Below are 13,104 nucleotides of genomic sequence, written 5' to 3'. Positions count from 1 at the left end.
AGGCCCATCGCAAAGTTGATGCTAACTGTATGAAAACAGGGAAGGCATTCATGAATTCCGAACTTAGCATCGTCATCGTCGCAAAAAACGCTGCGGGCACCATCACACGGGCCGCAACTTCGGCGCATGCGTGCGGGGCGTATCCTGTGCTACTGGTGGACGATCATTCCGATGACGAAACGACCGCTATCGCGCAAGGGGTTCTGGGTGACAAGCTGACCGTTGTCAAAACCGCGCAATCCATGGGCGTCGGCAATGCACGGCAAACAGCGCTTGAAAACATCACCACACCCTATGGCATGTGGTTGGATGCCGATGACGAACTTCTGCCCGACCGGGCAGACAACATGATAAAGGCCCTGTGGGCTGGTGCTGATCTGGTCTTTGATCCAGTTATGCTGTTTGACGGAAAAACCGGCGCCGATATCAAGGAACTGCCGATACCTGACTTCATACGCGAAAACGGCGGTATCTGGCGCTCTTTTGAACGCAACTGGATTCCAATGCTGGCGGGCGGGTTCAGAACCGGCCTCGCGCGGCAAGTGGGTTACGATCTCAGCTTTCTACGGGCGGAGGATTATGATTTTCTGCTGCGTGGCCTTATGGCGGGTGCCGCAGTTACCCTTTTGGACGATGTCGGTTATCGTTATGCACACTCTCCGCATTCCTTGTCGCGCGACCTGGCATCCTCGCAACAATTCACGATTGCGGCGCAAAAAAAACATCGCTTGAGTTCCCTCGAGACCACGCTAACCGGTACCGCACTTACGGACGCCGAAAAACTATTCACCCTGGCCTGTGTTGCCCTGAACCGTGCTGACCTTGTCGCGGTCAAACGACACACCGATCAACTGTGCGCCATCACTGCCCATGTGCCGCCCTATGACCGAGAGACACAGTGGATGGCGCACTATCTGATGGCCTCAGCTATGATGGAGGCTGGGAACCCTGAAAAGGCGTTCTCCCACCTGCAGATCATCGATGCCGCGTCGGGCGCAGACAGCCTGAACAATCTGGCACTCATCTGCTGGCATCTCGGCAACCGGGATGAAGCAAAGATTCTGTGGAAAAAGGCGCAGGGCCTGCTGCCAAATTACCTGGACGCCGCTCAAAACCTGGCAGCCGCTGACAGCGGTGTACCTTCAGCCCTCACCCGCTTTCCGTTGAGGCGTGCACCAAGCCGGTCCGGCTACTAGGGCACGTTCTTTCCCCATATACCTGTCGTTTACACTTTCCCATTATGATATTGGCGGGGTCCTCAAGGTGAGATGTGTAGTATATGGTAGTAACTCTGGGACAAACGCTGCTTGGAACCTGGCAAGTGCTCCCCCGCCGGGTGGGCCAGCCACTGCCATTCTGGCAAGACATCAAAGCCGAACACCTGACATCGGTGATGCGCCATGTATGGGTGCTGGAATATGCGCCCCCGTTTCATATGTACATCAAGTTCATGGGCACCGAAGTTACCCGCCTCGGCGGTCGGGACACCACGAGCGAGGACTTCCTCAACACCCGCATACCGAAAGACCAACGGCCTTATATGATGGAGGTCTACCGTACCTGTTATGAAGACCGCTGCGGGGTGAAGCTGACAAGGATTGTCAGCCCCCTTGGCAGCAACGCGAAAAAACTGCACACAACCTTTTTTCCGCTCGCCCACGAAAAAGAGGGGCGCTGGATGCTTCTTGGCTGCAGTCGCATGGAAAGCGTAGGGGCCGCGGCCATCATTGATGACAGCGGCACAGCTGACTATGGCACCCGGCAAATGCAGCCGCCGCACTATATAGATATCGGTTTCGGCCTGCCCTCATTGCAAGGCCTTGCGGCGCAATCCGCCTAGGCGGTCAAACGCCTTTTGGCTGCTCGTCGTCGAAGGTATGGCCGTAATCGACCGCAACGCCGTATTTCGGATCTTCCACCTCTGAGGCACGTACAAGGCTGCCAGCTTTCTTGAGCAGCTTGCGACAGTCACCGCTCAGGTGCTGCATCTGAAGGCTTTTTCCCGCGCGCTCGTATTTCTCCGCCAGCGAATCGATCGCCTGCAGGCCGGAGTGATCCAGAACGCGAGAGCCAGCAAAATCAACGATGATCTCGTCCGGGTCCGTCTTGGGGTCAAACAGGGCTGCGAAGCTTTCAATCGAACCAAAAAACAATGGACCGCTGAGCTTGTATATCTTGCGGCCTGCGTCATCTATCTCCGTCTGCGCAGCAATACGGCGCGATGCTTTCCAGGCAAAGACTAGCGCGGCAAAAATCACCCCCACCACAACAGCGATGGCGAGATCGCTGATGACCGTTACGGCAGATACAAGCACAAGCACAAAGGCGTCGGAGCGCGGGATTTTGTGCATGATGCGGAAGCTGGACCACGCAAAGGTGCTGATGACAACCATGAACATGACACCAACAAGCGCGGCGAGTGGGATTTGTTCAATCGCACCAGATCCAAACAAGATAAAGCCAAGAAGGAACAGCGCGGCGGCGCTGGCGGCCAGACGGGTACGCCCCCCTGATTCAATATTGATCATGCTTTGGCCGATCATCGCACAGCCCCCCATGCCGCCAAAAAAACCGGTGATGATGTTGGCCGCACCCTGCGCCGCACATTCCTGGCTGGCGCCACCGTGGGTTTCGGTGATCTCCGCTACCAGGTTGAGGGTCAGGAGCGATTCGATCAGGCCAATTGCCGCGAGAATCACAGCGTATGGAAAGATAATGGTCAAGGTCTCAAGATTGAAGGGCACCAACGGAATGTGGAAGTTCGGCAGATCACCGGCGATTGACGCAAGATCGCCAACGCGGCGTGCATCGAGGTCGAGGAAGGTTACCAGCGCCGTGGTTGCCAAAATGCCGACCAGCGGAGCTGGAATAAACTTCAGGTACCGACCAGCAAGGACGATCACCGCCATGGTCACGCCCACAAGGCCCAGCATCAGATACATCGCGCTGCCCGTCAGCCATGAAAGGGTGCCGTCCGGGCCCGCGATCTTGAACTGGCCAAGCTGGGCGAGGAAAATCACTATCGCAAGGCCGTTCACAAACCCCAGCATCACCGGGTATGGCACCATACGGATGAACTTGCCAAGCCGCGCAATCCCCGCGAACACCTGAATAATTCCCATAAGCACCACGGTCGCGAACAGATATTCGACCCCGTGATTGATCACCAGGGTAACCATCACCACGGCAAGCGCACCTGTCGCGCCTGAGATCATACCAGGGCGGCCGCCAAAAAGTGCCGTAACGAGTCCCACGATAAACGCAGCGTACAACCCAACGAGGGGATGTACATGGGCCACAAACGCGAAAGCAACGGCTTCGGGCACAAGCGCAAGCGCGACCGTCAGGCCGGACAGCAGTTCGGTTTTGATGCGGGCTGGGGTGAAAGGCACGGTCATGGCTTTGCTCTCTCAGGCGCGGTGGCATGGAAGACCATACCAACAGACGCCGATTATATCATCGCTTACAAGAATTGGCGGACAGTCTTGTCACGCCCGGCACAAGGCGGAGGCTGCGCCTGCCGCGTAAATTGAGGGTGCCTTCTGCGGCATTTTGCCTCTGAATGCAAGTCTGGACTTGTGAAACCGGCCCGCGCGTTAGCTCTCGAACGGTATCTCAATATTGGTTTCGCCCGCCTGCAGCATATAGACTACCGCAAACATGGCGATCTTCCCCATGTCTTCGGTCACCTGACCGACATCGCGGGCATGCATATAGCCACTTATCAGGCTTGCCGCCTGGCCGTGGTCCATCTCAACCTCATTCAGCATCTTACTGACGACGTCATAATCGGTGTCGGAGACATCAAAGGTTCCTTGAAGGAAGGTTTGGCCGTCTTTCACAACGGCGACATGAAGGCTTCTGGGCATGGAAAGTCCTTAGTCTCGGCTTATGGGTCAGACCGGGCAATGTCTTTACTGCCTGCTTGGCACCTTTGCTGTCAATGCCAACCGGGGTCTGATGTATTTTCTTCCTCATCCGCGCTCATGATGCGCTCCAACTGCGCCCGGGATTTTTTGGCAAAATCAACCGCCTTTTTTTCATCGCCGCGGAAAGCGGCAGATGCCGCTATCATCTTCTCGTCATAGTGGCGGAACTTTCTTGCTGCCTTGTGCGCTTCGTGGGCACCAAAACCAAGCTCTCTCAGCGCCAGCTCCCCCAGTTCAAGGGCCGACGAAAAGGTTTCACGGCGCACAAGCACGACACCCAGTTCCCTCAGGTCATTCACGTTCGGACGATTTCTCGCCCGCGCAAGGATAGTGAGATTGGGAAAGTGCTCGCGTGCGACACGCGCAGCTTCCAGCACGGCTTCGCTGTCATCCATCGCCAACACCAGCAACCGGGCTTTGCTCGCCCCCGCTGACTGCAGCAGGTCAAGCCTTGATGCATCGCCATAAAAGACCTTGTAGCCAAATTTTCGAATGAACTCGATATGGTTGGGGTCATGGTCCACCACCGTCATCGGCACACGGAAGGACATGAGAAAACGCCCAACGATCTGGCCGAAACGGCCAAACCCCGCAATGATGACGTGGTTCTCATTGCCAATCACATCGCTCGTCTGCTGTTCCGCCTTGCACAGGCGCGTGTATAGATACCGGTCATAGAGAAACAGCAAAAGCGGGGTCACCAGCATCGAGAAGGTCGCGACCACGACCATCATCGCCGCAAATTCGGGTGCGATCAGTCCTGCGCCCAGCGCAACCGAGATCAGTACGAAAGCAAATTCACCACCCTGCGACAGCACTGTGGCAAACAGGAATTGTTCCGCCGGCACATGCCCTCCGGACCGGGCCACCGGCAAAAGCACGATGATCTTGAGGGTCACCAGCAGCATGACAAGACCAACCACCACAAAGGGCTTCGCGATCAACAGCGAGAAATCGACAGACATGCCCACCGCGATAAAGAAAAGGCCAAGAAGCAACCCCTTGAATGGTTCGATATTCAGTTCAAGTTCATGGCGATATTCAGATTCCGCCAGCAACACACCCGCCAGAAAAGTGCCAAGCGCCATAGAGATGCCCACGGCCTCGGCCAGCAGCCCGGCACCAACCACAAGAAACAGCGAGAAGGCTGTAAATATCTCCCTGAGCCGGGTCGATGCGATGATGCGGAAAATGGGCCTGAGCGCAAAACGCCCCCCCAGTACGATAAGCGCGAAGAAAGCAAAAATCTGGATTGCGGCAACCCATCCTTCTGTCCGGCTGTCATGGACCCCGGCTTCAAAAAGCGGCACAATTGCCAATAACGGCACCACTGCAATATCCTGAAACAGCAACACTGCAAAAGCCGAGGTGCCAACGGAGGCACGCCCAAGCCCACGCTCCTCAAGCGCCTGAAGGGCGATAGGTGTGGACGACATGGCCATCGCGGCCCCTGCAATCAGCGCCACTGGCAACGTCAGGCCAAAACCCATGCCAACCACCGCAACCAACAGCGTTGTGCCGACGACCTGAAGCCCGCCCAGGCCAATGGCCGGACGTCTCAGTTGCCATAGTTTCGATGGATTGAGTTCAAGCCCTATCAGGAACATCAGCAGCACCACACCAAATTCGGAGAAGTCCAGAATGGTGTCCACGTCGCTGATGAGCTGCAACCCCCAGGGGCCGATCACCATACCTGCAACCAGATACCCGAGTGCTGCACCAAGCCCCAGCCTTTTGAAAATGGGGACGGCAATCACGGCAGCGCTCAGATAAATCAATGCGCTTTGCAAGAATGTCTGTTCAGCCATGATCTTCCCCCTGCGTCAGGGCCCTGAGCCGCTCCATATAGGCTTGTGCCACGTCATCGCGTTTCCGGGTATCAAGGTCTCGCGCCCCGTGCACCACAAAAGGTTCAACCACCTCCATACCGCAAAAAACCGCCGTCTGCACCACTGGTGCCAGATAGGCATCAATCCCGGCACCGTGCGGTTCGCCTTGCTCATATGACCTTTCCTGCCCGCCGGTGCTGACCGCAGCCATGAAACGTTTACCCTTGAGTGCGTTGCCGCCCGGCCCAAAGGCAAAACCCTTGGTCAGCACACTGTCCTGCCATTCCCGAATGATAGACGGCACGCTAAACCAGCGGATAGGAAATTGCATCACCACGACATCTGCCCTGCCGAGGCTTTCCTGCTCCTGCGCTGCATCGATATAAAAATCGGGATACAGTTGATAAAGGTCCCGCAGTTCGACATTCGGCATATCCCCCAGTCTTTCAGTAAGATAGCGGTTCAGGTATGACCCGCGTGGTGTCGGGTGAGCATAGATGAGAAGGAGGTGCCGCATGAAAGCCTAGCCTTTGCATTTAGGTCCCGAGCTTAATGCCCGTTTCCGGGCGACGCCAGCCATGTCTGGCAATTTTCTCTAAACCAGGGTTAAACTGTTATTAAGAGATAATGTGCATTGTTGATAACAGTTTCCCGGCGCGCGTCTGCGCCTTATACTGTTCCTGTGCAGCGTCGTTTCCTTTTCGCGTCAAATGAGGATGGGTGGCATAATGAAACTTTCAGCATATCTGCTGGCCTTCGTCGGGCTGGTATTCATCTCTGCAACCAGCAACACTGCCGTTGCTGACGCCATGCAAGACTGGCAGCGCGAGGTCGTACAAAAAGTAGCCGCCAAACAGGGCTATCCGCGTATGGCGGTGGCACGCCAGCTTGAGGGTTCCGCCAAGGTACGCCTGACTGTTGCCGCAGATGGCACCATCAGCACTTTCGAGATTGTAGAAGCGACGGGTGAAGATGTCCTTGACAAGGCCATTCCAAAACTGATGGATCGCCTCAATCCGCTGCCGCCCCTTCCAAGTGGACAGAACGAACTCTCGTTCGTGCTGCCCTTGACCTGGTCGCTCGACTAACCTTGTAGACTTTTGTCGTGAAGCCGCCCAGCCAGCGCGGCTTCAATGTCTGCGGCCCGTTCCAGCAGATACTGTCGGAACGCGCGCATGCGCGCGGCTCCTCTTGTGTCGCCATGCGACAACAGCCAGACATCAATGGTGGCCACCGGTTCGCTCAACCGTACAAGGTCAGGCTGACAGTCCCCCACCAGGCATGGAATAAAGCCGATGCCGCCACCCTGCTTGATCATCGCCAACTGTATATCCAGACTATCGAAATGGCCGAGCACCTTGAGATGCGGATAAGGGGACCGCGCAATCCATTCCGGGCAGTGATCAGGCTCGCCCCACCCGACCCATCGGGCGTCACTCTCCGGGCCTTCGGGAGGGTGTGCCCTGATATATTCCTGAGTGCCATAAATTGCCTGATGCATGTTACCGAGCTTGCGGCCAATCAGGTGTACAGGCGGGGTATTGGTAAACCTGAGGGCTACATCAGCCTCACGGCGGGAAAGATCAAACAGTTCCATGGATGAGTCGATCCGCAGCTGAATCTCCGGATATTGCCGCATGAAGCCAAGGAAAATATCGCCAAAATGTCCGGTGGCAACGATCGGGTCCGGAAGCGTCAGCCGCACCTGACCTGACAGCATATCGTCGCGTCCTGCCACGCTGCGCCCAAAGGTGTGCAGGCATTCATCGGTCTGAAGAGCCACGGGCAAAAGCTCTTCACCTGCTCCCGTTAGCCGGTACCCATCCGGCATCCGGTCAAAAAGGCGTACATTAAGTGCCCCTTCAAGCGCATCTATCCGACGCGAAACGGTGCTGTGGCTGACCTTCAGCGCCTGCGCTGCCGCCCGCATGGACGGCGCTTCCGCGACCGCCAGAAAAATCTTTAAATCATCCCAGTTCATAGCGGTGCATATTTGCACCAAGTATCGTCATGTTGAACTGGAAATATGGGCCATCCTGATCACATGAGCGTGTTTAGAAGTCGATAACCACGCCCATGTAAAAGCGGCGGCCGATAACGTCATAATATTCCGGAAATGTATCGCCAACCGACCCGCCAAAAATGTGATTGGGTTGGGCATCAAAAAGATTGCGCACCCCTCCATAAAGCGTGGAATTGCCGTGGATACGCACGCGCGCCGAAAGGTCATGATACCAGATCGAGCCAATATTGACTTCCGGTATGTCCGCTGCATCGCTCAGCACGTTAAAAAACTGCAGGGCTTCGTAACTTGATACGACGCTGCTGCGGAAACGGGTGTCCCAGTCCACCGTTACATCGCCCATGCCAATACTGACACCAAACTGGAATTTGTGCCGGGGAAACTTAGCAGTGCCCAGAAAGTCGATGACCTCACTGTCCGGTGACTGTTGCCAGTCAACCCGGTGGTTCAGGGTGTACCGGCCGACAAAGGAAATCTCATCGATCAGGCCAAGCAGTCCATCATCACGCAGGTCGGCAACATACTGGACGTCGATATCGAGCCCTTCCAGCGTTTGCCGCCCCTGATTGATGTAGGTGCTTTCAACCGACATCAGCCGCCCGGTGCTCCGATCACGCTGGATCATCAGCTTGCGGGTGGACGCGCTCTGGCCGCAGAAGGTGTGGCTAAGATCTTCGCTGTTATAACAGTCAGCAAGGATCCGGCTTGCGTCCACGGATACGATATAATCGTCAATCACCATCCGGTAGGCATCGACTCCAACACGCAACCGGCCTGGGAAATAGTCGTAAGTGCCCTCGGTGTCGAAAACCACGCCCAATGTGAAGTTGGACGAGCGCTCCTCATGCAGGTTGGGGTTACCAAATATCAGGCTTTCGATCGGGGATGCCGTATAAGGAAGGCTGCCGCCCGTACCCAGAAGGCCGTCGGCAGAGCAGTTTTCTTTCACCACATCAGGCGTTGTGTCGGTAAAGACGCAAGGGTCGGTATAAAAACCATAGGTGCTGGGGCCTGCCGAATATAACTCCGCAATATTCGGGGCGCGGCGGCCACCCTGGTAGGAGGCCCGGAAACTCAGCCCGCCGACCGGCGACAAGATTCCGCCCACGTGCCAGTTAACAACCGTACCGACCGTCGACACTTCCGACACGCGCACGCCAGCGGTAGCGGTCAGTTCGTCAATACCAGGTAGATCGCTCAGAAGGGGCAGCGTGATATCGGCATAGACATCAAGCGCACCAAATGACCCTGAAGAACCGGGAAAGTTGAGCGAACCCGACACAGGGCGACTATTCAGTCGTTCGTCGGGCGTGTCCTTCAAGGTCTCAAACCTGTATTCCATCCCGAAGGAAAGCCGAGTGGCTTCTTCGGTCAGAATGTCCGCGGGCCCCGCAAATGCAAGGCTGACAATATGCTGGTCAGCGTGCAACCGCCGCACCGCGTTGGGCGCTGTCAAAAAGGCGATATCCTCGGTGGTGAATCCCTCGCTGCCGAAGGGGTTGATGACAGAGCAATCCACCACCTGCACACAACGCGCAGGATCAAGCGCCGCCTGATAGTTAAGCAGGTCAAGAAGGCCGGACCGTTCCTCGCGCACCTGACTGCGACCGTACTGATAATAAGCGTCGTAGGTCCACTCGCCCCCCATAGTGCCCTGAAGGCCGATCATCGAACGATACGTGCGTCGCTCGATCTCGGTCCGGCGCGGCCCCAGTTCAACGATCCGGCGCTGCAACACGATACCTTCAGCATCCGGCACCCCAGCAAGCAGCGCACGCACATCATCGGGCACATAAGGGTTGGTCAGCGGCACCATGATTGTCTCGTCGAGCCCCAGAACCAGTCCGCTGGTATGGAAAAGCGGCATCGGCGCCAGCGTGGACGCAATCGCCGTGGACGCCACGCTGTTTTCAAACACGAGCCGCTCACCGGACGCAAAGTCATATTTCCAGTTCACGGTGGCAAAAACCCGTTCAAGCGGGGTCAGCAGCGTCTGGTCCGTTGCATAGTTATAAAGCTGGTCAAGCCGCCCTTCAAACGGCTGAATAGATGTTCCCTCCTCACTAAAAATATAGGCACCATCGAGGTCAACTTCGCTGCCGTCAGAAGAGATAACAGACCCGAACGCGCCGCGTCCGCCCAATGCGCTGCCACCATAGCCTGGCCGGAATACAGCGCCGGGGGTTGACGGACTCACCTGCCTGCCGTTAAGCGAAAAGCCGCTGGGATTCGCCGTCAGGGCCCGGTCACCAAGCTTGAGCCCGGCCTGGTCGTCGAGCGTGAGGCTGGCGACAAGGCTGCCGCGCCCACCGGCAAATTTGGTACCATAGGTAAGCGACGCCACGACCTCCTCGCGGTCACCGCGCCCGGTCAGCCCTGTTTGAAATGCTGCCGACCAGCCCTCGAAATTATCGCGCAGCTTGAAATTTACCACGCCACTGACCGCCTCCCCGCCGAAAGAGGATGAAGCACCACCCCCCACAACTTCGACGCGCTCCACGAGCGCCGCCGGAATGGCATTCAAGTCGACACCATAAAGCGCCTGATTACCCCCGTAGGTCGGGATAAAGCGACGACCGTTCACCAGCACCATCGTGCGTTCCGGGCCCACACCGCGCAGATCGGCCAGGTTCAGCCCGGCGGGTGTGCCAAAAAGCGTGGTATTGGCCGATGTCACATCGCTCAACATCGCGGGCAATTGGAACAGATAGTCAGACACGTTGATGGTGCCGCCAAATTGAATGCGTGTTCCTTCAAGCGCGATACTGGGCTTAAACTTGAAATAAGGCGGATTACTGGTGCGGGTCCCGACAATCAGCAGTTCGTCCACAACTGTGCTGGCGCTGACGCTCACCGGCTCAATGGACGCCTCAGCGGCCTCCTCTTCCCGGACTTTTTCCACCACGGCCTTGCGCATTTTCGCCGGCACTATCGCCAGCGTATCGCCGCCAACGTCCACAACCCTGAGGCCGGAGCGCTGAAGCAGCAGGTCCAGCGCAACTTGAGCCGAATATTCGCCAGTCACCGGCGGTGATAGCTTACCGCCCACCACCCGGCTGTCAAAAACAAGGGCAAGACCTGTCAGGTCGGTAAACTCGAGCAAGGCATCAGAGAGGGGGCGCTCGGGAAAGTCAAATTGTACAAGTGTGTTAAGGCCAGCGAAGTCCGTCGCCGCAACCACGCCAAAGGTGGATACGCCCATCACAAGCGAACCCATAATCCCCGCTGAGATTGTTCTTTTTAGTTTTAGCGCCATCCCGAGCCTTTGACACCCAACACATTGGTCTTGTTTTCCTGATGTTGCCGGGTTCAGTCTTCCTGCCGCGCGTAAAGCAGTATCACACCGTCAACGCGCTTAACTGCCATAATAGAGAAGGCTGATTCAAGTGCGTCAATCACCACATCCTGATTGTTCAGGTTGAAGGTACCCGATACCGGCAGGCTTGCAAGTTCAACGTCAGCGATTTCAAGGGGGTCGTCAAAGTAACGGTTAAGATCAGTTACAACTTCGGCAAGTGGCGTTTCACTATAGAAAGCTTTGCCTGTGCGCCACGCAAAAACGGAACTTTCGTCAAAATCGTCAACCACGGCACGGTCTATAGCCGCGGCATGTACCACCTGCTGGCCCGCGGTCAGCCTGGCAACTTCCCTGCTCTCACCATCACCGTCCTGATGCTGAGCAACAGACACGAGGCCCGACAGCACCGAAATCACATTAGACGAGGCACCAAGCCGCACGCTGAATTTTGTCCCCAGCACCCGCACTTCGCTTTTCCCCGCCGTCACCACAAATGGGCGGCTCTCGTCGCGCGTTACATCAAAGAAAGCTTCGCCGCCATCAATGGTGATATGACGCTCATCCCGTTGCATCACGACACTGATGCGCGTGCCGGTGTTGAGCTGCACCTTGCTGCCGTCCTCAAGTGTTACAGTGGATCGTTCGCCAATCGCGGTCTGGTAAAGCTGTGCTTCCGGTACGGGCGACCACATGGTAATCGTGATCATCACCGCTGCAATGAAGGCTGCCGCGATAGAGGATACACCAGCGAAGAAGCGGCGTCGCGTTTTCTCAGCAGCAGCCGCTTCCAGTTCGCGCACCATTTCGTCTTCAAGCGCCTGTTTACCCGCAGCGTCAAAATCCACGAGTAGACGGTCGAGCTCATGGCTCGCCGCCGCATGGCGCTTGTCTTTTTCCTTCCAGTCGGCATATGCATGTTTATCCGCGTCCGAGCCTGTGCCACCCAGAAGCTTTGAAACCCAGGCGATTGCCTGTTCGTTTATGTCCAACCGTTCATTCATCGTCATCATTTCTAGGCCCTCTAGCCTGTCCCCCACAGGTAAATTAACTTTTGCCGCGCCTTGCCTTGCGTGGTAACGGCAAGACACTGGCCTGTGGTTTACGCATGAGGCGCGCCCGCAATCTTTTCAGAGCGTCCATCATGTATTTTTCGACCGTGCTTTCCGACACTCCCAGCTCCCGGGCTATGTCCGCATAGGTCTTGTCTTCAAAACGGTTTTTGACGAAAGCAGCCCGAGCTTTCTCCGGCAGTTGCCGGATTGCAGCCATCATGGCGATAACGTCCTGCCGGTGCCCGGCAACTTCCTCTGGTGTCGGTCCGCCACAAGGCACGGCCTCCACCGTATCAGCCATGTTTTCGTCTTCTGTCCGAACCTGGCGCCTCAGCACACGGCCCCGCCGTTTCAACTCATTAATCGCGAGATTCGCCGCGGTCTTGAAAAGAAGAGCTTGCGGATTGTCGATCTGTTCCACCGCCGCAAACTTGTAAACCCGGATATACACATCCTGGGCTATGTCCGCTGCGTCGGCGGCGCTGTTCAATTTCTTGGTCAGCCAGCCGATCAACACCCCCTGATTTGCCTTGATAGCCTTTTCCAGCGCACGTACGTTGCGCTTTCTCGCCACATCATCAAGCACCGTGCACGTATCAGTTGGCCGGGCGTCAGTCATTGACCCGCGCTCCACCGGCTCGTCGGTGACGAGACTGATATGTGGTGCTCGTTGAAGCAAAACCACGAAGTCCTCTCCATTTCCGGCTTCCACGACATCCCGCCTAAACGTGCGGAATAATCGCCGGAAACCCGCGATAATCTTTCGATCCGAATGGTGATAGGTCTAAGGAAATATGCCATCAACAAAAAAAACTTGAGGGAGAGCAAAGCCAGCGTTGTCATAAGCTGTGAAACACATTTGGTGTTTCCTCTCATGTTTCAACTTGGTCGCGGAGCGAGTATTTACTTTCTCCGCCCCACTTTTTATTTCTTTTTACAGCAGCATCACACATATATTATTGAATTTTACTGT

General features: G+C 56.3%; 11 protein-coding genes. 3 read left to right on the top strand and 8 right to left on the bottom strand.

Annotated elements, in window-relative coordinates; translation table 11 throughout:
• The first annotated feature begins 50 nt into the window (after window positions 1-50).
• Both OEU85_RS17980 and OEU85_RS17975 read left to right on the top strand, forming a co-directional pair.
• Window positions 51-1,196 carry a glycosyltransferase family 2 protein gene (locus OEU85_RS17980; RefSeq protein ID WP_262692914.1) on the top strand — a complete coding sequence of 382 codons (1,146 nt, stop codon included), beginning with the start codon at window positions 51-53 and terminating at the stop codon, window positions 1,194-1,196.
• Between the two features lie 83 nt (window positions 1,197-1,279).
• Window positions 1,280-1,840: a PAS domain-containing protein gene (locus tag OEU85_RS17975; protein ID WP_262692913.1), complete on the top strand. Its 561-nt coding sequence runs from the start codon at window positions 1,280-1,282 to the stop codon at window positions 1,838-1,840.
• Between the two features lie 4 nt (window positions 1,841-1,844).
• Here the strand turns inward: OEU85_RS17975 and OEU85_RS17970 are convergent, their stop codons facing one another.
• From OEU85_RS17970 to OEU85_RS17955, 4 genes are all read right to left on the bottom strand, one after another.
• Entirely contained in the window at window positions 1,845-3,398 is a 1,554-nt protein-coding gene (locus OEU85_RS17970) for a SulP family inorganic anion transporter (protein ID WP_262692912.1), read from the bottom strand.
• 198 nt (window positions 3,399-3,596) lie between these two features.
• The gene (locus tag OEU85_RS17965) at window positions 3,597-3,869 is read right to left on the bottom strand and encodes a hypothetical protein (RefSeq protein ID WP_262692911.1); all 273 of its coding nucleotides are present in this window, start codon (window positions 3,867-3,869) and stop codon (window positions 3,597-3,599) included.
• Between the two features lie 71 nt (window positions 3,870-3,940).
• Window positions 3,941-5,737 (bottom strand): monovalent cation:proton antiporter-2 (CPA2) family protein, encoded by a 1,797-nt coding sequence (locus tag OEU85_RS17960; protein WP_262692910.1) that lies wholly within the window; start codon window positions 5,735-5,737, stop codon window positions 3,941-3,943.
• The gene (locus tag OEU85_RS17955; RefSeq protein ID WP_262692909.1) at window positions 5,730-6,275 is read right to left on the bottom strand and encodes an NAD(P)H-dependent oxidoreductase; all 546 of its coding nucleotides are present in this window, start codon (window positions 6,273-6,275) and stop codon (window positions 5,730-5,732) included. Before OEU85_RS17955 ends, OEU85_RS17960 begins: the two co-directional genes overlap by 8 nt.
• 211 nt (window positions 6,276-6,486) lie before the next feature.
• On the opposite strand from OEU85_RS17955, the gene OEU85_RS17950 reads away from it, so the two are divergent.
• Complete coding sequence (locus OEU85_RS17950; RefSeq protein WP_262692908.1) at window positions 6,487-6,846, top strand: energy transducer TonB; 360 nt, start codon at window positions 6,487-6,489, stop codon at window positions 6,844-6,846.
• Here OEU85_RS17950 and OEU85_RS17945 read toward each other — a convergent pair.
• The 4 genes from OEU85_RS17945 to OEU85_RS17930 all read right to left on the bottom strand — a co-directional run bounded on the left by OEU85_RS17945 (window position 6,843) and on the right by OEU85_RS17930 (window position 12,816).
• A complete protein-coding gene (locus OEU85_RS17945) occupies window positions 6,843-7,739 on the bottom strand; it encodes a LysR family transcriptional regulator (protein WP_262692907.1) in 897 nt (298 codons plus the stop codon). The genes OEU85_RS17950 and OEU85_RS17945 overlap by 4 nt on opposite strands.
• Before the next feature lie 73 nt (window positions 7,740-7,812).
• Window positions 7,813-10,998, bottom strand: a complete 3,186-nt coding sequence (locus tag OEU85_RS17940; RefSeq protein WP_262692906.1) for a TonB-dependent receptor domain-containing protein — start codon at window positions 10,996-10,998, stop codon at window positions 7,813-7,815.
• 92 nt (window positions 10,999-11,090) lie between these two features.
• Entirely contained in the window at window positions 11,091-12,089 is a 999-nt protein-coding gene (locus OEU85_RS17935; RefSeq protein ID WP_262692905.1) for a FecR family protein, read from the bottom strand.
• A gap of 34 nt (window positions 12,090-12,123) precedes the next feature.
• Complete coding sequence (locus OEU85_RS17930; protein ID WP_262692904.1) at window positions 12,124-12,816, bottom strand: RNA polymerase sigma factor; 693 nt, start codon at window positions 12,814-12,816, stop codon at window positions 12,124-12,126.
• Between the last annotated feature and the right edge of the window lie 288 nt (window positions 12,817-13,104).

Source organism: Kordiimonas aestuarii (assembly GCF_025574465.1).
Lineage (GTDB): Bacteria > Pseudomonadota > Alphaproteobacteria > Sphingomonadales > Kordiimonadaceae > Kordiimonas > Kordiimonas aestuarii.
The sequence above is the reverse complement of the archived record's forward strand: the minus strand, read 5'-3'. Positions and strand labels throughout refer to the sequence as shown.

Excerpts from the sequence above, each read along its gene's own strand:
- OEU85_RS17980 (WP_262692914.1), top strand. The coding sequence starts at position 51 with ATGAATTCCGAACTTAGCATCGTCATCGTCGCAAAAAACGCTGCGGGC.
- OEU85_RS17975 (WP_262692913.1), top strand. The coding sequence starts at position 1,280 with ATGGTAGTAACTCTGGGACAAACGCTGCTTGGAACCTGGCAAGTGCTC.
- OEU85_RS17970 (WP_262692912.1), bottom strand. The coding sequence starts at position 3,398 with ATGACCGTGCCTTTCACCCCAGCCCGCATCAAAACCGAACTGCTGTCC.
- OEU85_RS17965 (WP_262692911.1), bottom strand. The coding sequence starts at position 3,869 with ATGCCCAGAAGCCTTCATGTCGCCGTTGTGAAAGACGGCCAAACCTTC.
- OEU85_RS17960 (WP_262692910.1), bottom strand. The coding sequence starts at position 5,737 with ATGGCTGAACAGACATTCTTGCAAAGCGCATTGATTTATCTGAGCGCT.
- OEU85_RS17955 (WP_262692909.1), bottom strand. The coding sequence starts at position 6,275 with ATGCGGCACCTCCTTCTCATCTATGCTCACCCGACACCACGCGGGTCA.
- OEU85_RS17950 (WP_262692908.1), top strand. The coding sequence starts at position 6,487 with ATGAAACTTTCAGCATATCTGCTGGCCTTCGTCGGGCTGGTATTCATC.
- OEU85_RS17945 (WP_262692907.1), bottom strand. The coding sequence starts at position 7,739 with ATGAACTGGGATGATTTAAAGATTTTTCTGGCGGTCGCGGAAGCGCCG.
- OEU85_RS17940 (WP_262692906.1), bottom strand. The coding sequence starts at position 10,998 with ATGGGTTCGCTTGTGATGGGCGTATCCACCTTTGGCGTGGTTGCGGCG.
- OEU85_RS17935 (WP_262692905.1), bottom strand. The coding sequence starts at position 12,089 with ATGATGACGATGAATGAACGGTTGGACATAAACGAACAGGCAATCGCC.